Below are 23,064 nucleotides of genomic sequence, written 5' to 3'. Positions count from 1 at the left end.
GGGACCCGGATATGGGCAGGCGACCGGTGACCGTGCGGTTGGCGCGGTGGAGTGCGGAGCATCCGTGGCGGGCCATCGCGCTGTGGGTGGTCTTCGTGGCGGTGTGCTTCGTCGGCGGCACCGCCGCCGGGTTGAACGAGGCCACCGACGCCGACCAGGCGATCGGTGAGTTCGGGCAGGCCGAGCTGATCGTGGACAGCGGCGGGTTCCACCAGCCGGCCACCGAGAACGTGCTGATCACGGCCCGCTCGGGCGCGCTCGACCCGGCCGCCGCGAAGGCCGCCGCGCAGGACGCGACGGACCGGCTGCGGCAGGTCGACGGCGTCGCCTCGGTCGGTACGCCGCTGCCGTCGCGCGACGGCGGCGCGTTGCTGGTGCCGATCACCATGGCCGGCGACCCGGAGACCGCGGGGGACCGGGTCCAGCCGCTGCGGGACACCACCGCGCGGGTGCAGGAGGCGCACCCGCAGCTACGGGTGGAGCAGGTCGGCGGCCCGTCCATCGACAAGGCGCTCGACGACACCCTCGGCAAGGACTTCAAGCGGGCGGAGCTGCTCAGCCTGCCGGTTACCCTGGCGATCCTGATCATCGCGTTCGGCGCGCTGATCGCCGCCGGCGTGCCGGTGCTGCTCGCGCTCTCCTCGGTGGCCGCCGCGATGGGGCTCTCCACGCTCGCCTCGCACCTGGTGCCCGCCACCGACACCACGGCCAGCGTCATCCTGCTCATCGGCATGGCGGTCGGCGTGGACTACTCGCTGTTCTACGTGCGGCGGGAACGGGAGGAACGGGCCAAGGGGCGGTCCGGCCTGGACGCGGTGGAGATCGCGGCGGAGACCTCCGGGCACGCCGTGGTGGTCTCCGGCACCGCCGTGATCATCTCCATGGGCGGCCTGCTGCTGGCCCAGGACGCGATCTTCTCGTCGCTGGCCGTCGGCTCGATCCTTGTGGTGGCGGTCGCGGTGATCGGCTCGCTGACCGTGCTGCCGGCGCTGCTGGCCAAGCTCGGCCGCTGGGTGGACCGGCCCCGGGTGCCGCTGCTGTGGCGGCTCACCGCCCCGCGTACCGGGCGGCACGGGCAGCCGGCCGCGCCCCGGTTCTGGCCGGCCGTGCTCCGGCCCGCGCTGCGCGCGCCGGTGGCCACCCTGCTGGTCTCGGTCGCCCTGCTGCTCGCCCTGGCCGCGCCGGCGCTCGGCATGAAGCTGAAGTTCCCCGGCGCCGAGGACGTGCCCCGCACCACCGCCGCGATGCAGGCGTACGACCGGCTGACCGCCGCGTACCCGAGCAACGGCACCAACCACACGGTGGCCGTGCGCGCGCCCGCCGACCAGGCCGACCGGGTGCGCGCCGCGCTGACCGGCCTCGCCGGCCGGACCGCCACCGACCCGCTCTTCGCGCCGGCCGAGGGGGACGGCCCGGAGATCAGGGTGTCGGCGGACCGGCGGGTGTCGGTGCTGGACGTGGCCACTCCGTACGCCAGCCGGTCCGCCGAGGCGTCCCGGTCCCTGCACGAGCTGCGCGACGACCTGGTCCCGGCCGCGCTGGGCGGCATCCCCGGCGTGGAGTACGCGGTCGGCGGCGGGGTGGCCGCCAGCGAGGACTACGCCGACCACATCTGGGCGAAGCTGCCGGTGGTCGCGGCGTTCGTGCTGGCGCTGACGTTCCTGGTGATGGCGTGGACGTTCCGGTCGGTGGTGGTGGCGCTCACCTCGATCCTGCTGAACCTGCTCTCCGCCGGCGCCGCGTACGGGCTGCTGGTGCTGGTCTTCCAGGGCGAGTGGGCGGAGGGGCTGCTCGGCTTCACCTCGATGGACGCGATCGTCACCTGGCTGCCGCTGTTCCTGTTCGTGGTGCTGTTCGGGTTGTCGATGGACTACCACGTCTTCGTGGTCAGCCGGATCCGTGAGGCGGTCGACCGCGGGATGCCCAACCGGGAGGCGGTCGCACACGGGATCACCTCCTCGGCCGGGGTGGTGACCAGTGCGGCGGTCGTGATGGTCGGGGTCTTCTCGATCTTCGCGACGCTCAGCATGATCGACTTCAAGCAGCTCGGCATCGGGCTGGCGGCGGCGATCCTGCTGGACGCCACGATCATCCGGGCGGTGGTGCTGCCGTCGCTGATGACGCTGCTGGGCGACGCGAACTGGTGGGCGCCGCGCTTCCTGCGCCGCAGGCCGACCGTCCCGCCGGCCGAGCCGCCGCCCGCGCCGGCCCCGGAACTGGTCGGCGCCCGCTGAGCCGACCAACCCAGCGCCCCGGCCGGTCTCGGCCGGGGCGCTGTCCCTGGGCCTGCCCCTGCCCCCGTCGTGGCTCCGCCCCCGTCGTGCCTCCAGCCCTTGTCCTGCCTCCCCGTCCTCCGCCCCCAGCCCTTGGCTTCGCGGCCCTTGGCTTCGCGGCCCTTGGCTTCGCGGCCCTTGGCTCCCCGGCCCTTGGCTCCCCGAACCCAGCCCTCGGCCCAGGCCCTCAGCCCCCTGCCCAGGCCCTCAGCCCAGCCCTCTGCCCCCAGCCCTCTGCCCCCAGCCCCCAGCCAAGCCCCCAGCCCCCAGCCAAGCCCTCAGTCTTCGGCCCTGGCCCTCAGTCTTCGGCCCTGGCCCTCAGTCTTCGGCCCTGGCCTCTGGCCCTTAGCTCCTGGCCCTCGGCTGGCGGCTCGCGGTCCTGGCCTTGATCCGGCCGTGGTCCTGATCGGCTCCGGTCGTTTGCCGACTCGATCTCCGCTTCTCCGGTGCCAGCCACGAAGGCACATCGGCTTTGGGTGATATACCTCAGAGTCATAATTATGACTCTGAGGTATATCGCTCTCTTCTTCCCTCTTGTCGGGAGGTCACGGCGAGTGCCGGTGGCCTCATGACTTCGGCGGCGGTCGGCCGGGACGACTGCCGGGAAGCTGTGGAGAGTGTCGACCGCCTCGTGATCGTGCCAGGCGCCCGTGAGCCGGGACGACTGCCGGGAAGTTGCGGAGAGTGTCGGCGGCGAACCGTGCCGGGGGTCCGTCGGTCGGGACGACTGCCGGGGAGTCGCGCAGAGCCGTCTCGCGACCGTGCCGGCCGTCCGTCGCCGGGACGACTGCCGGGAGGTCACGGCGCCGGGCGGCGGCCGGCCGGGACGACTGCCGGGGAGCTGCGGAGAGCGTTGGCCGCCTCGTGATCCCGTCGGCCGTCGGACGGCCGGGACCAGCTGCGGGAGTCGTGACCGAGGGCGGGAGCGGACAGGATTAACGCCGCGGGCAGCGGGGCATGTGGGCCGCCATGGACGAACAGCTCACGCCGGCGGCCCGTCGTCGCGCCCCGGCTTCCTCCTCCTCCCGGAGCGCGTCATGAGCACCGACGTGTCGACCGGCACCGTACGGACCAACGTCCCGGCCCGCCTCGACCGGCTGCCGTGGTCCCGCTGGCACTGGATGATCGTGATCGGTCTGGGCACGGTGTGGATCCTCGACGGCCTCGAGGTGACCATCGTCGGCAACCTCTCCGGCAAGCTGGCCGAGCCCGGCAGCGGCCTGAGCATCACGCAGAGTCAGGTCACCGGCCTCGCCGCCGCCCTCTACGTGGCCGGCGCCTGCACCGGTGCGCTGTTCTTCGGGTGGCTCACCGACCGGTTCGGCCGCAAGAAGCTGTTCCTGCTGACCCTCGGGCTCTACCTGGTCGCCACCGCGCTGACCGCGCTCTCGTTCGACACCTGGTGGTTCTTCCTGTTCCGGTTCCTCACCGGCATGGGCATCGGCGGTGAGTACGCCGCCATCAACTCGGCGATCGACGAGCTGATCCCGGCCCGTCACCGCGGCCGGATCGACATCATCATCAACGGCACGTTCTGGCTCGGCGCCGCGCTCGGCGCGCTGCTGACCGTACCGCTGCTCAACGGCCTGCCGACCAACCTCGGCTGGCGGGTGGCGTTCGGCCTGGGCGCGGTGCTCGGCGTGGTGATCCTGCTGGTCCGCCGGCACGTGCCGGAGAGTCCGCGCTGGTTGTTCATCCACGGCCGGGCGGACGAGGCGAACCACCTCGTCGACTCGGTCGAGGCCGAGGTGAAGCGGGAGACCGGCAAGGACCTCGCCGAGGCCGACAACTACATCGAGATCCGGCAGCGGAAGAGCACGAACTTCCTGGAGATCGCCAAGACGCTGTTCCGTCGCTATCCGAAGCGGGCCACGCTGGGCTTCTCGCTCTTCATCGGCCAGGCGTTCCTCTACAACGCGATCACGTTCGGCTTCGCCCAGATCCTGCAGACCTTCTTCGACGTCCCGCCGGGCAACAGCGGCTACTACTTCGCGGTGATCGCGGTCGGCAACCTGCTCGGGCCGCTGCTGCTGGGCCGACTCTTCGACACCGTCGGTCGGGTGCCGATGATCGCCGGCTCGTACATCGGCTCGGGCGTGCTGCTGCTCGGCACCGCCTGGCTGTTCCACTCCGGTGTGCTCACCGCGGTGACCATGACCGCCTGCTGGTGCGTGGTGCTCTTCTTCGCCTCGGCCGGCGCCAGCGCCGCCTACCTGACGGTCAGCGAGATCTTCCCGATGGAGACCCGGGCCATGGCGATCGCGTTCTTCTACGCGATCGGCACCGCCGCCGGCGGCATCACCGGTCCGCTGCTCTTCGCCAAGCTGGTCGGCAGTGGCCAGGTCGGCGACACCGTGCTGGCCTTCGTCATCGGCGCCAGCATCATGATCATCGGTGGTCTGGTGGAGCTGGGCCTCGGCGTCAAGGCCGAGGGCAGGTCCCTGGAGGACCTGGCCACCCCGCTCAGCGCCGAACACCCCGATCTGCCGTCGCAGCGCGGCGCGGGCACGCCCACCCCGGCCACCGGCGCGACCGCCGGCTGACCCCGTCACGGCAGACGCCGCCCCCGCCCACCTTGGCGGGGGCGGCGTCGTGTCACGGCAGCGGGCAGGGCTCGCGCCAGGCGTCGAGCGTGCGGTCCTTGCGGATCGAGGCGAAGCCGTAGCCGACCGTGGTCACGCAGAAGTCGACCGGGTCGCCGGTGTACTCGACGTGGAACACCGGCTTGTGCGCGTCGGCGAACGGCAGCAGCTTCGCGCACTCGCGGCGGCGTACGCACTCCTGGTTGACCGCGAAGTCGAAGTCGGGGGCCAGCGCGGCCACCTGCGCCAGATCGTCGACCAGGCCGGGGGAGAGGTCGAGCTGCCGGGCCAGCCCGGCCAGGCGGCGGTTGAACAGCAACTGGTCGTCGAAGCCGAGCGGGAAGCCGCTGCGGTGCCGGTAGCCGTCCGCGTCCGCAAGCGCCACCGCGCCGAAGCCCTTGCCCCGGCAGAGGCGGAACCGGTCGGCCAGCACGGGCGCGAGCGAGTCCCACCGCCGGACGTCCAGGAACCGGCTCCCGGCCCGCCCCGGCACCGCCGCGCCGCGCACGGCGGCGGGGAAGCGGGTGGCGTCCGGGTCGCCGGTCGCGTACGTGCCGACGCGGACCTGGCAGACGAGCCGGCGACCCTTGGCCCGCAGCGCGGCGGTCTCGGTCGAGGTGGTGGCGACCGGGTCGAGGAGGAAGACGTCGGCGTCCACGGTCACGTCCACCGGCGCGGTGAGCTGCCACTGCCACCGCCACCGGTCGGCCAGCGCGGCCGGCCAGGGGGTGGGGGCGCCGGGCGGGACGGTGACCGCCTCGCGGCACGCCGGGACCGGGGCGAGGAGCAGCGCGGTCAGCGCCAGCGCCACGCCCCGGCGCGGTCCACGTCGGCGGACGCGGGCCGGCCGGGAGCGCGGCACGGCACACACCGGCCGGATCCGCATCGACAGCTCCCCGGACGCGGGCGGCCCGACGCCGCCCCCGACCGGTCAACGAGCGCCGACCCGGTCACGACGCGACCGCTCAACGCGGGGTGCCGAAGTCCTGCGTCCAGTACGGTCCGTTGCTGCGCGCCACGCCCACCCCGATCTCGGTGAACGAGCAGTTCAGGATGTTCGCCCGGTGGCCCGGGGAGTTCATCCAGGCGTCCATCACCGCGGCCGGGCTCTGCTGGTTCCAGGCCACGTTCTCGCCGTACGCCCGCCAGGCGTAGCCGGCCCGGTCGAGCCGGGCGCCCACGTCGCTGCCGTCGCTGCCGTCGTGCGACATCTTCTTGTGGTCGGCCTGGTCCTGGCTGTGCCGCTGGGCGGCGAGCGTCAGCTTGGAGTCGACGCTCAGCGCCTTGCAGCCGGCCTTGGCCCGCTCCTGGTTGACCAGGGTGACGACCTGCTGGAGCTCGGCACTGAGGTTGCCCGAGGAAGTGGTGCGGGCGGTGGTGCCGCTCGGCGTGCTGCTGCGCTCCAGCTGCCGCGACGGGGCAGTGGACCGGTTCGGCTTCGGCGTGACCTTCTTCGTCGGACTCGGCTTGACCGTGGTCGGCGAGGCCGAAGGGCTGGCCGAGGGCACGAGCGCGTCAGCCGAGGGCGCGCCCTCGGTCTCCTCGGTCAGCGAGGGGGCCGCGGCCACCGGCGCGTCCGCGGAGGTCCGCTCGGCCGGCCCGTCGCCGCCGGGCAGCAGGACCGCGCCCACGCCCAGGCTCACCACGAGGGTCGCCGCGGCGGCGGCCCCACCGATCACGAACGGACGGCTCAGCCGCCGCCTCGGGCGGTGCCGGCCGTCGTCGTCGGCGGGGGTGTCGGTGACCGGCTGCCAGGCAGCGGTGGGCTGCTCCCAGGCGCCGGCCGGCTGCTCCTCGCCGTTCCACCGGTCGCGGGGTGCGGCGTACGGGCCGGTCGGCTCGAACGGCGTGCCCGGGTGGGCCTCCGTGCCGTACCCGGGCTGCGCGGCGGGGCCGTACCCGGGCTGGGCGGTGGGGCCGTACCCGGGCTGGGCCGCGGGGCCGTACCCGGGCTGGGCCGCGGGGCCGTATCCGGCATGGGCGGCGGTGCCGTAGCCGGGCTGGGTGGCGGGGCCGTACCCGGGCTGGGCCTGGTCGGCGTGTCCCGGCTGCACGGCGGGGCCGTAGCCGGGTCGCACGGTGGTGGGGTCGGCGTCGCCGGGGAAGCCGGTCGGGCCGTGGCCGGGCCGGGCGGTGTCGCCGTAGCGGCCGGCGTCGAGGGTGGGCGGCAGGTGGCCGGCGGGCGGCTGCCCCGGCTCGTCCCCGAAGAGGTACGACGACCGCGGCTCGGGCCGGTCGGAGAGCCACGCCGGACCCTCGTCGGTCGGCGGCTCGGGGCGCCGGGAGGCGTCCTCCGGTTCGATCGGGTCGGTCCAGCGATACACGCCTGTCCCCTCCACGGGTCGGGTTGCGGGCCGGGGTGACGCTACGGGGGCGGTGCGAGCTGCGGCAACGTGGCTAAGAAAGAGTTAAGGCGAACCCGACGCCAAGGGTGAGCCGTTCACACATTCCCGGGCGTACAGTAAAGGCGTCCGGACAGAGCGTGTCCGCGCCTTCTGGCAGCCCCCCGGCGAGTGGACCGGCCGACGTGGAGATGATCTACGGCCTGCGTCAACTTGACGAAGGAGGGGGGTTCGGCTCAATATATAGGTGTCGCCAGTCGCGCCCAGCCATGCCCCGATACACCGGGAATGGCAGCCGCGAACATCATGGGCGCGCGTTGGCCGGCCTTTCCGGCAGCGCATATCAAGGAGTCAGCATGGCGAAGGCCCTCTACGGCCACGTAGGTGCAGCGCCCGACCGGCGTCTGCTCGACGAGGTCACCCGACTGCGGTCCAGGGTTCAGGCACTGGAGTTCGAGATCACGCGTCTGCGCGCCGAGAACGATCGGCTTGCGGCGGCCGCGGCGGAGGCGGACGACCTCCTCCGTCTGGCCGAGCCCGCACTGACCTGATCTCCAGTTGTCGAAAAACTGAATCGCACCACACCGAAAAGCGCGCCGACACACCTGTGCCGGCGCGCAGCCATGTGCGTACCCCTTTTGCCGTTCCCCGCAATTATCGATCTTGCGGATCCGGCCCGGAATTGCGTCCGGGCATATGATCTTGCCGTTTCCGCCGCATCGTGCCCGCGGGCCGGAAAGCGGACACCCCGGCCGCCGGGTGGGTCGCGTGCCGGCCGCGTCCCGGCGGCGGGTTAGTCTGCGGGTTCACCAGGTCCGCGCAGCCGGCGACGGTACGGCGGCCACCGGACGAGGATCGAGAAGGTGCATCTCAAGAGCCTGACGGTGAAGGGCTTCAAGTCCTTCGCCTCCGCCACGACGCTGAAGCTGGAGCCCGGGATCACCTGTGTGGTGGGCCCGAACGGCTCCGGCAAGTCCAACGTCGTCGACGCGATCGCCTGGGTGCTCGGCGAGCAGGGCGCGAAGGCGCTGCGCGGCGGCAAGATGGAGGACGTCATCTTCGCCGGCACCGCCGGGCGGGCACCGCTCGGCCGGGCCGAGGTCACCCTCACCATCGACAACACCGACGGCGCGCTGCCGATCGAGTACACCGAGGTCTCCATCACCCGCCGGATGTTCCGTTCCGGCGAGAGCGAGTACGAGATCAACGGCGACTCCTGCCGCCTGCTCGACATCCAGGAGCTGCTCTCCGACTCCGGCATCGGCCGGGAGATGCACATCATCGTCGGGCAGGGCCGGCTCGACGGCATGCTGCACGCCAAGCCGGAGGACCGGCGGTCCTTCATCGAGGAGGCGGCCGGCGTCCTCAAGCACCGCAAGCGCAAGGAGAAGGCGCTGCGGAAGCTCGACGCGATGCAGACCAATCTCAACCGCCTCACCGACCTCACCGCCGAGCTGCGCCGCCAGCTCAAGCCGCTGGGTCGGCAGGCCGAGGTGGCCCGGCGCGCCGCCGCCATCCAGGCCAACCTGCGCGACGCCCGGCTCCGGCTGCTCGCCGACGACCTGCACACGCTGCGGACCACCCTGGACCGGGAGATCGCCGACGAGACCGCGCTGCGGGAGCGGCGGGAGCAGATCGAGGCCGAGCACGGCGAGGTGCAGGGCCGGCTCGGTGAGCTGGAGGCGGCCCTGGCCGAGGACGCCCCGCTGCTCGCGGCGGCCCAGGACACCTGGTACCGCCTCTCCGCCCTGCAGGAGCGGTTCCGCTCCATCGAGCAGCTCGCCCGGGAGCGGCTGCGCCACCTCAGCGCCAGCGGTGACGACGAGCGCCCCGGCCGCGACCCCGAGCAGTTGGAGGCGGAGTCGCGGCGGGTCCGCGAGCAGGAGGAGGAGCTGCGCGCCGCGCTCACCGACGACCAGGTCCGCCTGGCCGAGGCGGTCGAGCACCGGCAGGAGCTGGAACGGCAGCTCGCCGCCGCCGAGCGGGAGCTGGTCACCGCCGCCAAGGCCATCGCCGACCGGCGCGAGGGGCTGGCCCGGCTGACCGGTCAGGTCAACTCCGCCCGGGCGCGGACCACCAGTGCCGGCGAGGAGATCGAGCGGCTCGCCGCCGCGCACACCGACGCGCTGGGCCGCGCCGAGAAGGCGCAGGCCGACCTGGACGCGGTCGCCGAGCAGTCCACCGAGGCCGACCGGGACAACGCCGACCTGGACGCCCGGCACGCCGAGGCGGTGGCGGTGCACGAGCAGGCCCAGGCCGCCGTGCGCAGCCTCGCCGACGGCGAGCGCGCGGCGGAGAAGGACGCGGCCACCTGGAAGGCCCGCGAGGAGGCCCTCTCGCTCGGCCTGCGCCGCAAGGACGGCGCCGGCGCGCTGCTGGCCCGCGCCGACCAGGTGCCCGGCCTGCTCGGCAGCCTCGCCGGGCTGCTCACCGTCGCCCCCGGTGACGAGGCGGCCCTCGCCGCCGCGCTGGGCGGGCTGGCCGACGCGGTGGCGGTCAGCGGCGTGGACGAGGCCGTCGAGGCGATGCGGCTGCTCAAGATCTCCGACGCCGGACGGGCCGGACTGCTGGTCGGCAGCCCCGCCGGTCCGGGCATGGACGGCTCCGCCGACGCGCTGCGCCCGAAGCTGCCCGAGGGCGCCCGGTGGGCGCCCGACCTGGTGGAGTGCGCCGCCGGGATCCGGCCCGCCGTGCACCGGGCGCTGCGCGACGTGGCGCTGGTCGACGACCTCGCCGCCGCGGCCGAGCTGGTCGCGGTGAACCCGGAGCTGCGCGCGGTCACCCCGGACGGCGACGTCGTCGGGGCGTACGCGGCGGCCGGCGGGTCGGCCAAGGCGCCCAGCTTCATCGAGGTGCAGGCCGCGGTCGAGGAGGCCCGGACCAACCGGGCCACCGCCGAACGCGCCGCCGCCGAGCTGCGCGAGCAGCTGGCCGAGGCGCGGGCCGAGGTGGCCGCCGCCAAGGAGGCCGTGCAGCACGCCGCCGCCGCCAAGCGGGAGGCGGAGAGCCACCGCAACGCCGCCGCGCGCCGCCTCGCCGAGCTGGGCGCGGCCGCCCGCTCGGCGAAGGCCGAGACCGACCGGCTCGGCGAGTCCCGGGCGCGCGCCGAGGCGGCCCGGGAGCGGGACCTGACGGCGCTGGCCGAGTTGGCGGAGCGGCTGCGGCTGGCCGAGGCCACGCCGATCGACGCCGAACCGTCCACCGAGGAGCGCGACCAGCTCGCCGCCATGGTGCCGCCGGCCCGGCAGAACGAGATGGAGGTACGGCTCGCCGTCCGTACCGCCGAGGAACGGGTGGCGTCGATCGCCGGCCGGGCCGACTCGCTGGCCCGGCAGGCCACCGCCGAGCGGGCCGCGCGGGAGCGCGCGGCCGCCCGGCGCGCGGCCCGCACCCGGGGTGCGGAGATCGCCCGGGCCGTGGTCGGCGGCGCCCGGGAGGCGCTCACCCGCCTCGCCGTCTCCATCGCGCGGGCCGAGGAGCACCGCGACGCCGTCGCCCGCGAGCGCGCCGCGCGCGAGGCCGAGCTGTCCGAGGTACGCGGCGCGGCCAAGCGCCTCGCCGCCGAACTGGAGCGGCTCACCAGCCAGGTGCACCGGGACGAGGTGGCCCGCGCCGAGCAGCGGATGCGGATCGAGCAGCTGGAGGCGAAGGCCGCCGAGGACTTCGGCCTGGACGTGTCCACCCTGGTCGCCGAGTACGGCCCGGACCAGCTCGTCCCGCCCACCGACGCGGACGTCGCGCTGGCCGAGAAGGACGGCCGGCCGGTGCCGGAACCGGTCCGCTACGAGCGGCCGGTGCAGGAGAAGCGGGCCGCCAAGGCCGAGCGGGAGCTGACCCTGCTGGGCAAGGTGAACCCGCTCGCGCTGGAGGAGTTCGCCGCGCTGGAGGAGCGTTTCAAGTTCCTCTCCGAGCAGCTGGAGGACCTCAAGGCCACCCGGCGGGACCTGCTCACCGTGGTCAAGGACGTGGACGACCGGATCCTGGAGGTCTTCGCCAGCGCGTTCGCCGACACCGCGCGGGAGTTCGAGCAGGTCTTCACCGTGCTCTTCCCCGGCGGCGAGGGCCGGCTGGTGCTCACCGACCCGGAGGACCTGCTCACCACCGGTGTCGAGGTGGAGGCCCGGCCGCCGGGCAAGAAGATCAAGCGGCTCTCGCTGCTCTCCGGCGGCGAGCGGTCGCTGACCGCGGTGGCCATGCTGGTGGCGATCTTCCGCGCCCGGCCCAGCCCGTTCTACATCATGGACGAGGTCGAGGCGGCGCTCGACGACGTGAACCTGGGCCGCCTGATCACGTTGCTGGCACAGTTGCGGGAGAAGAGCCAGCTGATCGTGATCACCCACCAGAAGCGGACCATGGAGATCGCCGACGCGCTCTACGGCGTGACCATGCGCAGCGGCGTGACCCAGGTGATCAGCCAGCGGCTCAACCGGGCCGACGACGAGGAACAGGTGACAGACGAGTGAGTCGGGAACGCGCCACGGCGCTCCTGGTGGACTTCGACGGCGTGCTGCGCCGCTGGGACCCGGCGGTCGCCGCCGGCGTCGAGCGGGAGTACGGGCTGCCCGAGGGCGTCCTCGGTGAGATCGCGATGTCGTGGGGGCTGCTCCAGCCGGTGCTCACCGGCCAGGTCAGCCACGCCCGGTGGATGGCGAGCGTCGCCGACGCGCTGATCCCGACGATCGGTGACCCCGAGCGGGCCCGGGCGGCCGTGGAGCAGTGGCAGAGCTACCGCGGCGAGGTCGACCCGGAGGTGCTGGCGTTCGTCCGCGAGGTGCGGGCGGCCGGCATCCGGGTCGGGCTGGGCACCAACGCCACCGACCTGCTCGACGCCGACCTGGCCGCGCTGGACCTGACCGACGAGCTGGACGTGGTGGTCAACTCGTCGGTCGTCGGCGTGCACAAGCCGGCCAAGGAATACTTCCAGGCCGCCTGCGCGGCGTTGGACACCCCGCCGGCCCGGGTGCTCTTCGTCGACGACCAGGACCGCGCGGTGGCGGGCGCCCGGGTGGCCGGCCTGTCCGCGCACCGGTGGAGCGGGCCGGCCGACCTGCGTTACCTGCGCGCGGCGCTGGCGTGCTGAGCCGGACGGGCCCCGTGTCCCGCCCGGCTCGTGCGCCGCTCACCGCAGGCCCGGCACCTCGGCGACCGTGAACGGCGGGGTGGGCACGGTCGCGAAGAGCTGGCTGTCCACCCAGAGCAGTCGCCCGGCGTCGCGTGCCACCGAGGTCGGCGACCGCTGGATGCCGACCGGACGGGACCGGTCGACCACCCGGGCGGTCCGCAACCCGGCGTCGAGCCGGGCCAGGTTCACCAGGAAACGGGTGCCGCCGACGCCGTCCGGTTCGTTGACCACCCCGTAGAGCCGGTTCCCCTCCAGCAGCAGACCGTCCGCGCCCATCCGGCCGCCGCTCACCTCGACCTCGGTCACCGACCGGTCGGCCAGGTCGACCCGGAACAGGCGCTCGCCACCCTGCTCCGCGACCAGGGCGACCCGGCCCGACGGGTCGACCACGACGCCGTTGAGGAAGACCGGCGCGGCCGGGAAGTCGTCCGGGCCCACCCAGGGGACCAGGGCGCCGACGCGCCCGCCGTCGAGTGCGGCGCGCCACAGGGTGCCGGTGGCGGAGTCCGTGACGTAGACGGCGTCGCCGGTGACCGCCAGGTCGTTGAGGGCCGCGCCGGGTGCGGCGGCGCGGCGGGCCAGCAGGGCGCCGTCCGGCGCGTACACGAAGAGGGTGCCGGTGGTCCAGCCGGCGACGAGGACGCGCCCCCGGTGGTCCACCCGGACCCCGGCGGCGCTGGTCCGGCCGTCGGCGCCGGGGGCGAGGAACGGGCGCAGCCCGGCCCGTCGGGTGTCGCCCCGGTAGACCGCGCCGGTGGCCGAACTCGTGACGTACATCGTGCCGGCGGGGGTGACCGCGAGCCCTTCGGGCAGCACGCCCGGCGCGCGGGAGACGACGTAGGTGTCGGGACGAACGCTGGTGGGGGCGGGCCGGTGTGCGCCGACGGTCACCGCCGTCAGGACCGCGGTGGCCGCCGCGAGGAGTGTCTTCATGCGACGCAGCGTCCGGCGGCGCCGACCCGCCCGGTAGCCCCTTTCGGTACGGGCCGAAAGGTGGCTACCGTGCGCCGGTGACCACAGTGCGGCTCAACGCCACCGACCTGAGCCGCACGGTCCTGCGGTCCGATCCGGCGGTGCTGGTCGAGCTGGCGATGGCCGCCCAGCGGCTGGTCCTGGCGGACGTGCCGGAGCATCTCGCCGGCTGGCGGTCCCGGACCCGGGCGGCGTTGCGCCCCGAGATGCGGCCCTACCTGGACCTGTGCCGGACGCCCCATCTGGTGCCGGACCTGGTGACCCCGCCGGTGTTCGACGGCGACCTCGACGCCCTGCTGGATCGGGTCGCCGGCGTCCCGGACGAGGTGCTCGCCGCCGAACTGGGCCCGCTGGTGGCGTCCGGCGCGCTGCCCGCCCGGGTGGCGCCGCTGGCCGCCGGGGAGCCCGCCGCCCGGGCCCGGCTGCGGGCCGCGATGCGCGCCTTCCACGGCGTGGCGCTCGCGCCCTACTGGGCGGAGATCGAGGCGGCGGTACGCGCCGACCGGGCGGTACGCGGCCACACGCTGGCGGCCGGCGGCCTCGACCGGGTGCTGCGCGACCTCAGCCCGTACCTGGCCTGGGCCGAGACGGGCGAGCGGTACGCGTTGTCCTACCGGTGCGCGGTCGCCGACGACGTCGAGGTGGCCGCGGGCGGCCGGGGCCTGACCCTGCTGCCCTGCCACCTCGCCCCGCAGCCCTACCTGCTGGCGGACCCGGGCGGCCCGCTGGTGCTGGTGTATCCGATCCGGCCGGGGCGGCGTGAGCTGGGGCCCGGGGCGCCGCTGGCGGACCTGCTCGGGCGCACCCGGGCGGCCGTGTTGGCGGCGACCGCCGACGCACCGGGCACCTCCCAGCTCGCCCGTCGCGTCGGCGTCTCCGCCGCCACGGCCAGCGAGCACGCGGCGACCCTGCGGGCCGCCGGGCTGATCACCACGCGGCGGGACGGCTCTGCGGTGCGGCACTGCCTCACCCCGCTGGGCGAGCAGGTGCTGCGGGCGGGCGCCCCGGCCGGGGTCAGGCCCCGGTGACGCCGTCGATGCGCTCGCGGATCAGGTCGGCGTGGCCGTTGTGCCGGGCGTACTCCTCGATCATGTGCACATAGACCCAGCGGAGGTTCATCTCGTCGCTGCCGCCGTCGCGCCGGGCGCGCCGGAACGTGTGCTCCAGCGGCAGGTCGGCCACCGCCCGGTCGGCCGCGTCGATCTCGGCCTCCAGCGTGGCGAGCGCCTCGGCCGGGTCGGCGTCGGCGATGTCGTTGAGGTCGGCGTCCGGGTCCTTGTCGTAGTCGTACATGTCGGGCAGCTCCAGGCCGGCGGCGCGGACGCGGAACCACCAGCGCTCCACGTCGGCCATGTGCCGCACCAGGCCGAGCAGGGTCAGCCCGGAGGGCTCGACGCTGCGGGTGCGCAGTTGCTCGGCGGTGAGCCCGGCGCACTTGTGCCGCAGGGTGTCGCGGTGCAGGTCCAGCCAGCCTTGCAGCATGGCGCGCTCGTCGGCGACGTAGGGCTCGTGGCGGCGGTCGACATCAGGTGCGGTCCAGGTTGTCATCCCGGCGATGGTAAGAGGGGGCCCCGGTACAGCGCGAGGCGTTAAAAGGGGGCCCTTCCTTACCCCTCAGGGCACCACGACGACCGGCCACCGTCCGGCGCGCACCAGCCGGGTGGCGACCGAGCCGACCAACCGGTGGCCGGCCTGCTCGGAGGAGCCGACCACGACCAGGTCCGCGCGGTGCTCGTCGGCCGCCCGGCACAGCTCGGTGTACGCGTCGCCGCGCCGGCTCAGGAACGTCACCGGCAGGTCCAGCTCCTCGGCCCCGCGCCGGCACTCGGCCCGCAGCTCGTCGGCCAGTTCGTCGTGGGTCTGCTGGACCGCGCCGGCCACCACGCCGGACATGATCCCGCTGTACGGCGCGGGCGAGCTGACGAACACCACCACCAGTCCGGCGCCCTGCCGGCGGGCCAGCCCGGCGGCGTAGGAGGCGGCCCGCAGTGAGGTGCGGCTGCCGTCCACGCCGACGAGCACCACCCGGGGCCCGTCGGTGCCCCGCTCGAAGGGCAGCGGACGGGTCTGCGGCCCGTACCGCTCACGCTCCGGTGCGTCCATCGTCAGTCCCGTCCTCCGGTGCGGACCACCGCGGCGGCGCCGGCGGCGACCGTCGACTCCCGGTCGACAGCGGTCGCGACCGGGTCGTTGCTGCGGCGCAGCGGCACCTCCCGGATCAGCACCACGGCGATCAGGGCGAGCAGCCCGAACGGGGCGGCGGCCAGGAAGATGTCGCCCGCGCCGTGCCCGTACGCGGACTCGACCACGGCGCGGATCGGGGCGGGCAGGGTGTGCACGTCCGGCAGCGCGCCGCCGCTGCCCGAGCCGGAGGCCGGCACGCCCAGCCGGCTCAGGCCGTCGGCCAGGTAGTCCTTGACCCGGTGGCCGAGCACCGCGCCGAGCGCACTCACGCCGACCGCGCCGCCGAGGCTGCGGAAGAAGGCCACCACCGAGCTGGCCGCGCCGAGTTCGTGCGCGCCGACCGTGTTCTGCACGGCCAGCACCAGGTTCTGCATGGTCATGCCGAGCCCCAGCCCGATCAGCGCCATGAAGACCGCGAGCCGCCAGTACGGCGTGTCCGCGCGCATGCTGCCCATCAGCGCGAAGCCGGCGGTGAGCAGCACCGAGCCGGTCACCAGCCAGCGCTTCCAGCGGCCGGTGCTGGTGATGATCCGGCCGACCACGGTCGAGGCGACCAGCAGGCCGCCGATCATCGGCAGCGTCATCAGGCCGGACATGGTCGGGCTCTCGCCGCGGGCGATCTGGAAGTACTGGCCGAGGAAGACCGAGGCGCCGAACATGCCGACGCCGACCGCGACGCTGGCGACCACGGCGAGGGTGATGGTGCGGTTGCGGAACAGCCGGGGCGGGATCATCGGCTCGGCGGCGCGCTGTTCGACCCGGACGGCGAGCGCCCCGAGCAGCACCGCTCCGGCCACCAGGACCGCGCTCTGCCAGGAGATCCAGTCGTACCGGTCGCCGGCCAGGGTGATCCAGACGAGCAGCAGCGAGACGGCGGCGGTGATCAGGGTGGCGCCCCACCAGTCGATGGTGACCTTGCGCTTGACCACTGGTAGGTGCAGCGTCTTCTGGAGCACGACCAGCGCGAGTACGGCGAAGGGCACGCCGACGTAGAAGCACCAGCGCCAGCCGAGCCAGTCGGTGTCGACGATCACGCCGCCGATCAGCGGGCCGCCGATGGTGCCGACGGCCATGACCGCGCCGAGGTAGCCGCTGTACCGGCCGCGCTCCCGCGGGGCGATCATCGTCGCCATGATCACCTGGGCCAGCGCGGTGAGGCCGCCGGCGCCGACGCCCTGCACCACGCGGCAGGCGATCAGCTCGCCGGTGGTCTGGGCCTGTCCGGCGAGCACCGAGCCGAGCACGAACACCGTCAGGGCGAGCTGGACCAGGACCTTCTTGCTGGTCAGGTCCGCGAGCTTGCCCCAGATCGGGGTGGTGGCGGTGGTGGCCAGCAGGGTGGAGGTGACCACCCAGGTGTACGCGGACTGGCTGCCGTGCAGGTCGGTGATGATCCGCGGCAGCGCGTTCGAGACGACCGTGGAGGAGAGGATCGCGACGAACATGCCCAGCAGCAGGCCGGAGAGGGCCTCCAGGATCTGCCGGTGGGACATGTCGACGGCGGTCGCCGGGCGGGGCGCTGTCGCCTGCGTCATCGTGGAGTGCCTCCGGGGAAGGAGAGGGAACGGGGGGTTGCCTCGGGCAACCGTATGGCTTGGTTGCCTCAAGCAACAACCGCGAGTGGCGCGGCTCCTATTCCCCGGACGGGCGGGTCAGAACGTCTCGTTGAACCGGTGCATCAACCGGGCGAAGTCCGCCACATCCTCTTTCGGCCAGTTCTCCAGCGAACGCCGGATCTGCCCGAGTCGGGCCGCCCGGGCCGCGTCGAACCGCCGGGTGCCCTCCTCGGTGAGGCTGAGCTGGGCGGCCCGCCGATCGGTCGGGTCCGGGTCGCGGCGGACCAGGCCCAACGCCTCCAGGCCACCGATCTGCCGGCTCAACGTGCCCTTGCCGATGCCCAGCTTCACCGCCAGGTCGGTGAGCCGGATCGAGCCCGAGCGGCGCAACCAGAGCAGCAGGCCGTAGGCGTTCGGCTCCAGGTTCGGGTGGACCTCGCGGGCGATCTCCCAGGACAGCGCCCGGCCCCGACGCAGCAACGCGGTCAACTCGTGTTCCACGGCGCGCAGCGTCTCGTCCACGCTCAGAGGGTACTCACTCGCCGTCGCTGAGCTGTTGGCGTGCCACCGGTCGCAACTCGCCCTCGCTGGTGGTGCCCTCGATCACCACGGCGGCCGACCGGCCCGAGTGGGTGAGCGTGGCCACCGCGTTGCCGAAGTAGGGCCCGGCCAGCTTCCGCCACCGCACCAGCGGCCGGCGTACCCCGGCCGAGCGGGCCAGCGCCCGGGCCGCCCCGGACGGCCCCGGGTTCCAGCCGAGCGTCATCAGCGGACGCATCGCGGCCGGCACCTGGTTGTGGATCGGTGAGCAGGTGAGCTGGTGCACCGGCGTCTTCACCGACCGGTCGGCGAACCGGGCCCGGGCCACGTACGAGTGGTGCACGTCGCCGGAGAGCACGCTGATCGAGGCCGGTCGGGCGTACGCCGGCCCGGCGCCCACCCGCGCCCCGGTGCGCGGCGCGGTGCCGCTGCCCAGCCGGGCGAACAGCTCGCCGAGCGCCTCGAAGGAGCGCCGGAACGCGCCCCAGTGCTCCAGGTCCCAGGCCCGGCGCATCTGCTCGGCCAGCCGGGCCACCCAGGGACGGCCGGAGTCGGCCAGACGCTCGTTCCACGTCTCCACGTGGTGGATGCCCGGCGGCAGCAGCCAGGGCAGGGAGCTGCCCACCACCAGGTGGTCGTAGACGCCGTGCGCCTGGTCGAGGAACCACGACCACTCGCCCGGCGGCAGCATCGCCCGGTTGCCCGGCTGGAGCACCCGGCTGGACCGGTTGTCCAGCATGACCAGCCGGGTCCGGCCCAGGTCCAGCGCGTAGCTCCACTGGTACTGCACGGCCCGCCAGCGCTCGGTGTCGTGCGCCAGGTCGGCCTCCTTGTCGACCCGCTCGCCGAACTCGTGCAGCACGCTCGTGGCGTCCTCGGCGGCGACCACCTTCGCGTACACCGGGTCGGCGGCGATCTCGTCCGGGCTGAGGTTGCCCAGGTGCTGGTAGACCCAGTAGGAGGCGAGGCCGCTGCGGATCCGCTCGGCCCACCACGGCTCCTCGCGCATGTCCGCGCGCCAGGACTGCGAGGTGTTCCAGTCGTCGATCACCTCGTGGTCGTCGAAGATCATCACGCTCGGCACGGTGGAGAGCAGCCAGCGGATCTCCGGGTCGCGCCACGACTCCAGGTAGAGCTTGGTGTACTCGTCGAAGCTGACCACCTGGGTAGCCGGGGCGTCCTTCGGCCGCCGCCGGCGCCGCTTGAGCAGCTTGCGCACCGTCGGCGACGTCTCGTCGGCGTAGACCTGGTCGCCGAGCAGCACCAGCAGGTCGGGCAGCGCGGCCTCGTCGGGCGCGGCCATCACCCGCCGGGCGTACGCGTCCAGCGCGTCCGGCGGCAGCTTGCGCGCGGTGGAGTGCTGGGTGGTCTCCCGGCAGGAGCCGAAGAGCAGACTGACCGGCTGGTCGGCGTCGTCGGCCGCGCGGGTGCGGATCACGCTGGGCGGGAACGCGTCACCCGGCAGCGGCCAGGCCACCTCGTCGTCGACGAGCACCTCATACTCCGTGACGCTGTCCGGGGTGAGCCCGGTCACCACGACGATCGCGTAGTGGTGGTCGTACGCGGAGAAGGTGGGGGCGCTGCCGGTGGCGCCGTCGCCCGTGCGGACGGTGACCACCGCGGGCGCGCTCGTCTCCACCCAGATCGTCGCCCGCGTGTCCACGACCCGTCGCAGCAGTGGGCCGATGAGCAGGCGGGAACCGGGCACGACGTTACCTCCGACAAGATCGTTTCGCTCTTCCTACCCGGCCGGCGGTTGCGGTACGCCTTCCAGCCGCGAGCGTACCCGCAGGTTGTTCGCGTGCCGAGGCGGTGAGTGGGACGCCGTCGCCGGCATCTGACAGGATTTCGGGCATGAAGGAATACCTCCTCGTCGCTCTCGCCCTGCTCGGCGTGCTGATCATCGGCGGCCTGAGCCTCGTGGTGCCCCGGTTGCGCCGGCGCCCGCAGCCGCCGCTGCCCGAGACGGAGGTCGACACCCGCGCCGAGGAGGATCTGGCCGGCCCGCCGGTCGAGGCCCCGGAGTCGGAACTCACCACCGGTGTGGTGGTCGAGGCCCCGCCGGTGCAGGCGCCCCCGGTCGAGGTGCCCGAACCCACCGCCGGCCGGCTGGTCCGGCTGCGCTCCCGGCTGTCCCGCTCGCAGAACGCCTTCGGCAAGGGCCTGCTCGGCCTGCTCAGCCGGGACCGGCTCGACGAGGACACCTGGGAGGAGATCGAGGACAGCCTGATCACCGCCGACGTCGGCGTCGACTCCACCCGCGAGATCGTCGACCGGCTGCGGGAGCGGACCCGGGTGCTCGGCACCCGCACCACCGACGAACTGCGGACGCTGCTCGCCGCCGAGCTGGTCAACGCGCTCGACCCGAGCCTGGACCGGTCGCTGCGCACCGCGCCGAAGGAGGGCGTCCCGGCGGTCGTGCTGGTGGTCGGCGTGAACGGCGCCGGCAAGACCACCACCTGCGGCAAGATCGCCCGGGTGCTGGTGGCGGACGGCCGCACCGTGCTGCTCGGCGCCGCCGACACGTTCCGGGCCGCCGCCGCCGACCAGCTGGAGACCTGGGGCGGCCGGGTCGGCGCCGAGACGGTCCGCGGCCCGGAGGCCGCCGACCCGGCGAGCGTCGCGTTCGACGCGGTCAGGCGCGGCATCGACACCGGCGTGGACACGGTGCTCATCGACACCGCCGGCCGGCTGCAGAACAAGGTCGGCCTGATGGACGAGCTGGGCAAGGTCAAGCGGGTGGTGGAGAAGCACGGCCCGATCGACGAGACGCTGCTGATCCTCGACGCCACCACCGGCCAGAACGGCCTGGAGCAGGCGCGGGTCTTCACCGAGGCGGTGAACGTCACGGGCGTGGTGCTGACCAAGCTCGACGGCACCGCCAAGGGCGGCATCGTGATCGCCGTGCAGCGCAAGCTCGGCATCCCGGTCAAGCTCGTCGGCCTCGGCGAGGGCAAGGACGACCTGGCCCCGTTCGACCCGGCGCAGTTCGTCGACGCGCTGCTCGGGACCGAGCCGCTCGCCCGGGACGCGTAGCCTCTCCCGTGACGACTGACGATCGCGCCTACGCGGGGTGGCGCGACCCCAGCCACCCGTCGCCACGCCTCGGGAGACCGTACGTGACTTCGCAGGAGATCCCGCTGCACGGCGGGAACGTGAGCACCGTGGTCCGCGTGGGCGACACGGTCCGGCGCAACGCGGGCCCGTGGACCCCCTCGGTGCACGCGTTGCTGCGCCACCTGGAATACGTCGGCTTCACCGGCGCGCCCCGCGCGCTCGGCATGGACGAGCGCAACCGGGAGGTCCTGTCGTACCTGGAGGGGGAGTGCGGGGAATACCCGCTCGCCCCGCACTGGGTCACCGACGAGGCCCTGGTCACCGTGGCCACCATGCTGCGGATGTTCCACGACGCCCAGTACGGCTTCACCCCGCCGCCCGGCGCGGTCTGGCGCTCGTTCGGGCCGCCCCCGCCGGACACCGAGGTCATCTGCCACCACGACGCCGCGCCGCACAACGTGATCTGGCGGCCCGACGGCACGCTCGGGCTGATCGACTTCGACCTGGCCTCGCCCGGCGCCCGGATCTACGACGTGGCGTACGCGGCGTGGACCTGGGTGCCGATCTTCTCCGACCGCGACTCGATCACGCTCGGCTGGAAGCGCCCGGACCGGCCGCGCCGGCTGCGTCTGTTCGCCGACGCGTACGGGCTGATCCCGCGCGACCGGCACCGGCTCATCCGCACCATCCGCAAGCGCATCGTCGACCACGTCGAGGGCATCCGGCGGATGGCCGCCGCCGGTGAACCGGCGTTCGTCCGGATCGTGCACAAGGGCCACCTGCGCCGGCCGATGCGGGACCTGCGCCTGCTCGACTACGAGCGGCACCACCTGGAGTACGCGCTGCGCTGAGCAAGATCGGCGTTCGTCACACGCCGGAAACAACCCGTCACGTGTCGGAAATCGAGCGGTGTCGGTGAAGGAAACAGCGGCCGACAAAGCTTCCGCGCAACCGGCGTACGGGCGACGCTGCCCCGGAAGCCGCGAAGGAGGGAACTTCACCTTTAGGAGGCCAGCGTGCCTGAAGCACCGACGATCGACGGCGGCAACACCGTTTGGCTGCTGGTTTCGACCGCTCTCGTGCTGCTCATGACCCCCGGGCTGGCGCTGTTCTATGGCGGTCTGAACCGGTCCAAGGGCGTGCTCAACATGATGATGATGAGCTTCTCGGCCATCGGGCTCATCTCTGTTCTGTGGTGGTTCTACGGTTTCAGCGTCGCGTTCGGCAGCGACGTCAACGGGCTCTGGGGTGACCCCGGCGCCTACCTCGGCACCAAGACGTTCCTGGCCGAGACCGACCTCTGGGGCGCCACGGCGGAGAACCCCAGCGGCATCGGCGTTCCGCTCTACGTGTTCATGGCGTTCCAGATGGTCTTCGCGGTGATCACCGTCGCGCTGATCAGCGGCGCGATCTCCGACCGGGCCAAGTTCGCCGGCTGGCTGCTCTTCGCGTTCGGCTGGGCCACCCTGGTCTACTTCCCGGTCGCGCACTGGGTGTGGGGCGGCGGCATCATCGGCGCCAAGCTGCACGCGCTGGACTTCGCCGGCGGCACCGCGGTGCACATCAACGCCGGTGCGGCGGCGCTCGGCGTGGCCCTGGTGCTCGGCAAGCGGATCGGCTGGCCCCGCGAGGGCATGAAGCCGCACAACATCCCGCTGGTCGCGCTCGGCGCCGGTCTGCTCTGGTTCGGCTGGTTCGGCTTCAACGCCGGCTCCGAGCTGACCGTCGACTCGGTGGCCGGCCTGGCGTTCCTCAACACCCAGCTCGCCACCGCCGCGGCGGTGCTCGGCTGGCTGCTGGTCGAGCGGATCAAGGACGGCCGCCCGACCATGGTCGGCGCTTCGTCCGGCGCGGTCGCCGGCCTGGTCGCCATCACCCCGGCCTGCGGCTTCATCGCCCCCTGGGCGGCGGTCCTGCTGGGTCTCGTCGCCGGCGCGGTCTGCGCGCTCGCGATCAGCCTGAAGTACAAGCTCGGCTACGACGACTCCCTCGACGTGGTCGGCGTGCACTTCGTCGGCGGCTGGATCGGGTCGCTCTGGCTCGGCCTCTTCGCCACCAACTCCGTCAACGGCGCGATCAGCGACGTGGTCGGCGCCTCCGACGGCCTGTTCTACGGCGGCGGCCTGACCCAGCTCGGCCGGCAGGCGCTGGCCGGTCTGATCGTCACCGTCTGGTCGGCCGGGGTCGCCTGGCTGCTCGCCTTCGCCATCGAGAAGACGATCGGCTTCCGGGTGTCGGCCGAGGCCGAGGTCGACGGCATCGACGTCGCCGAGCACGCGGAGAGCGCGTACGACCTGTCGCCCACCACGGGCAGCAGCGGCGGCGCGTTCGCCATGGCCGGGATCGGCGGCGCCAAGCCGACCCCGGAGCCCGCCGACGAGGCGGACGAGTCCGCCGCGCCGGTCAGCGAGAAGGTCGCCGGTTAACGTTCCTGGG

17 protein-coding genes are annotated in these 23,064 nt (G+C 73.7%); 9 read left to right on the top strand and 8 right to left on the bottom strand.

Annotation, left to right across the window (positions count from 1 at the left end; all coding sequences use genetic code 11):
- Positions 1-11 precede the first annotated feature (11 nt).
- Both GA0070622_RS26450 and GA0070622_RS26445 read left to right on the top strand, forming a co-directional pair.
- The gene (locus tag GA0070622_RS26450; RefSeq protein WP_091580378.1) at positions 12-2,234 is read left to right on the top strand and encodes an MMPL family transporter; all 2,223 of its coding nucleotides are present in this window, start codon (positions 12-14) and stop codon (positions 2,232-2,234) included.
- A 1,076-nt stretch (positions 2,235-3,310) separates the two neighbouring features.
- Positions 3,311-4,816: an MFS transporter gene (locus tag GA0070622_RS26445; protein WP_091580373.1), complete on the top strand. Its 1,506-nt coding sequence runs from the start codon at positions 3,311-3,313 to the stop codon at positions 4,814-4,816.
- 52 nt (positions 4,817-4,868) lie between these two features.
- On the opposite strand, the gene GA0070622_RS26440 is transcribed toward GA0070622_RS26445, so the two are convergent.
- Together GA0070622_RS26440 and GA0070622_RS26435 are read right to left on the bottom strand one after the other, a co-directional pair.
- Positions 4,869-5,741, bottom strand: coding sequence for an endo alpha-1,4 polygalactosaminidase (locus GA0070622_RS26440; RefSeq protein WP_091580368.1), 873 nt, complete (start codon positions 5,739-5,741; stop codon positions 4,869-4,871).
- A 79-nt stretch (positions 5,742-5,820) separates the two neighbouring features.
- Positions 5,821-7,179: a CAP domain-containing protein gene (locus GA0070622_RS26435; RefSeq protein ID WP_091580365.1), complete on the bottom strand. Its 1,359-nt coding sequence runs from the start codon at positions 7,177-7,179 to the stop codon at positions 5,821-5,823.
- A 374-nt stretch (positions 7,180-7,553) separates the two neighbouring features.
- On the opposite strand from GA0070622_RS26435, the gene GA0070622_RS26430 reads away from it, so the two are divergent.
- The 3 genes from GA0070622_RS26430 to GA0070622_RS26420 all read left to right on the top strand — a co-directional run bounded on the left by GA0070622_RS26430 (position 7,554) and on the right by GA0070622_RS26420 (position 12,277).
- A complete protein-coding gene (locus GA0070622_RS26430; protein ID WP_036374707.1) occupies positions 7,554-7,748 on the top strand; it encodes a hypothetical protein in 195 nt (64 codons plus the stop codon).
- A gap of 312 nt (positions 7,749-8,060) precedes the next feature.
- The gene (gene smc, locus GA0070622_RS26425; RefSeq protein WP_091580357.1) at positions 8,061-11,660 is read left to right on the top strand and encodes a chromosome segregation protein SMC; all 3,600 of its coding nucleotides are present in this window, start codon (positions 8,061-8,063) and stop codon (positions 11,658-11,660) included.
- Entirely contained in the window at positions 11,657-12,277 is a 621-nt protein-coding gene (locus tag GA0070622_RS26420) for an HAD-IA family hydrolase (RefSeq protein ID WP_091580355.1), read from the top strand. The genes smc and GA0070622_RS26420 overlap by 4 nt, the downstream gene beginning before the upstream one ends.
- A gap of 39 nt (positions 12,278-12,316) precedes the next feature.
- Here GA0070622_RS26420 and GA0070622_RS26415 read toward each other — a convergent pair whose 3' ends face one another.
- A complete protein-coding gene (locus GA0070622_RS26415; protein WP_091580352.1) occupies positions 12,317-13,252 on the bottom strand; it encodes an SMP-30/gluconolactonase/LRE family protein in 936 nt (311 codons plus the stop codon).
- Positions 13,253-13,329: 77 nt separating this feature from the next.
- Between GA0070622_RS26415 and GA0070622_RS26410 the strand changes: the two genes are divergently transcribed.
- Complete coding sequence (locus GA0070622_RS26410; protein ID WP_091580349.1) at positions 13,330-14,319, top strand: helix-turn-helix domain-containing protein; 990 nt, start codon at positions 13,330-13,332, stop codon at positions 14,317-14,319.
- Here GA0070622_RS26410 and GA0070622_RS26405 read toward each other — a convergent pair.
- The 5 genes from GA0070622_RS26405 to GA0070622_RS26385 all read right to left on the bottom strand — a co-directional run bounded on the left by GA0070622_RS26405 (position 14,306) and on the right by GA0070622_RS26385 (position 19,279).
- Positions 14,306-14,839, bottom strand: coding sequence for a DinB family protein (locus GA0070622_RS26405; RefSeq protein WP_091580347.1), 534 nt, complete (start codon positions 14,837-14,839; stop codon positions 14,306-14,308). The two genes, GA0070622_RS26410 and GA0070622_RS26405, sit on opposite strands and share 14 nt — an antisense overlap.
- A gap of 66 nt (positions 14,840-14,905) precedes the next feature.
- Positions 14,906-15,394: a universal stress protein gene (locus GA0070622_RS26400; RefSeq protein WP_091580344.1), complete on the bottom strand. Its 489-nt coding sequence runs from the start codon at positions 15,392-15,394 to the stop codon at positions 14,906-14,908.
- A 2-nt stretch (positions 15,395-15,396) separates the two neighbouring features.
- Positions 15,397-17,010 (bottom strand): MDR family MFS transporter, encoded by a 1,614-nt coding sequence (locus GA0070622_RS26395; RefSeq protein ID WP_091580341.1) that lies wholly within the window; start codon positions 17,008-17,010, stop codon positions 15,397-15,399.
- 117 nt (positions 17,011-17,127) lie between these two features.
- Positions 17,128-17,553, bottom strand: a complete 426-nt coding sequence (locus GA0070622_RS26390) for a MarR family winged helix-turn-helix transcriptional regulator (RefSeq protein WP_091580338.1) — start codon at positions 17,551-17,553, stop codon at positions 17,128-17,130.
- 13 nt (positions 17,554-17,566) lie between these two features.
- Positions 17,567-19,279, bottom strand: coding sequence for an alkaline phosphatase D family protein (locus tag GA0070622_RS26385; protein ID WP_091580335.1), 1,713 nt, complete (start codon positions 19,277-19,279; stop codon positions 17,567-17,569).
- A 146-nt stretch (positions 19,280-19,425) separates the two neighbouring features.
- Here GA0070622_RS26385 and ftsY point away from each other — a divergent pair, with 146 nt between their 5' ends.
- The 3 genes from ftsY (at position 19,426) to GA0070622_RS26370 (ending at position 23,054) form a co-directional block, all read left to right on the top strand.
- The gene (ftsY, locus tag GA0070622_RS26380) at positions 19,426-20,607 is read left to right on the top strand and encodes a signal recognition particle-docking protein FtsY (RefSeq protein WP_091580331.1); all 1,182 of its coding nucleotides are present in this window, start codon (positions 19,426-19,428) and stop codon (positions 20,605-20,607) included.
- 8 nt (positions 20,608-20,615) lie between these two features.
- On the top strand, positions 20,616-21,479 hold the full coding sequence (locus tag GA0070622_RS26375; protein WP_172967835.1) for an aminoglycoside phosphotransferase family protein: 864 nt from the start codon (positions 20,616-20,618) through the stop codon (positions 21,477-21,479).
- Between the two features lie 165 nt (positions 21,480-21,644).
- Positions 21,645-23,054, top strand: a complete 1,410-nt coding sequence (locus tag GA0070622_RS26370) for an ammonium transporter (protein WP_091580329.1) — start codon at positions 21,645-21,647, stop codon at positions 23,052-23,054.
- Positions 23,055-23,064: the final 10 nt, after the last annotated feature.

Origin of the sequence: Micromonospora sediminicola, assembly GCF_900089585.1 — a bacterium.
Taxonomy (GTDB): Bacteria; Actinomycetota; Actinomycetes; order Mycobacteriales; family Micromonosporaceae; genus Micromonospora; species Micromonospora sediminicola.
This window is presented reverse-complemented; position numbering and strand designations above follow the sequence as displayed.

What these genes read in the sequence shown, in the direction of transcription:
- GA0070622_RS26400 (WP_091580344.1), bottom strand. Translation starts at nt 15,394, where the DNA reads ATGGACGCACCGGAGCGTGAGCGGTACGGGCCGCAGACCCGTCCGCTG.
- GA0070622_RS26440 (WP_091580368.1), bottom strand. Translation starts at nt 5,741, where the DNA reads ATGCGGATCCGGCCGGTGTGTGCCGTGCCGCGCTCCCGGCCGGCCCGC.
- ftsY (WP_091580331.1), top strand. Translation starts at nt 19,426, where the DNA reads ATGAAGGAATACCTCCTCGTCGCTCTCGCCCTGCTCGGCGTGCTGATC.
- GA0070622_RS26445 (WP_091580373.1), top strand. Translation starts at nt 3,311, where the DNA reads ATGAGCACCGACGTGTCGACCGGCACCGTACGGACCAACGTCCCGGCC.
- GA0070622_RS26405 (WP_091580347.1), bottom strand. Translation starts at nt 14,839, where the DNA reads ATGACAACCTGGACCGCACCTGATGTCGACCGCCGCCACGAGCCCTAC.
- GA0070622_RS26450 (WP_091580378.1), top strand. Translation starts at nt 12, where the DNA reads ATGGGCAGGCGACCGGTGACCGTGCGGTTGGCGCGGTGGAGTGCGGAG.
- GA0070622_RS26395 (WP_091580341.1), bottom strand. Translation starts at nt 17,010, where the DNA reads ATGACGCAGGCGACAGCGCCCCGCCCGGCGACCGCCGTCGACATGTCC.
- GA0070622_RS26415 (WP_091580352.1), bottom strand. Translation starts at nt 13,252, where the DNA reads ATGAAGACACTCCTCGCGGCGGCCACCGCGGTCCTGACGGCGGTGACC.
- GA0070622_RS26430 (WP_036374707.1), top strand. Translation starts at nt 7,554, where the DNA reads ATGGCGAAGGCCCTCTACGGCCACGTAGGTGCAGCGCCCGACCGGCGT.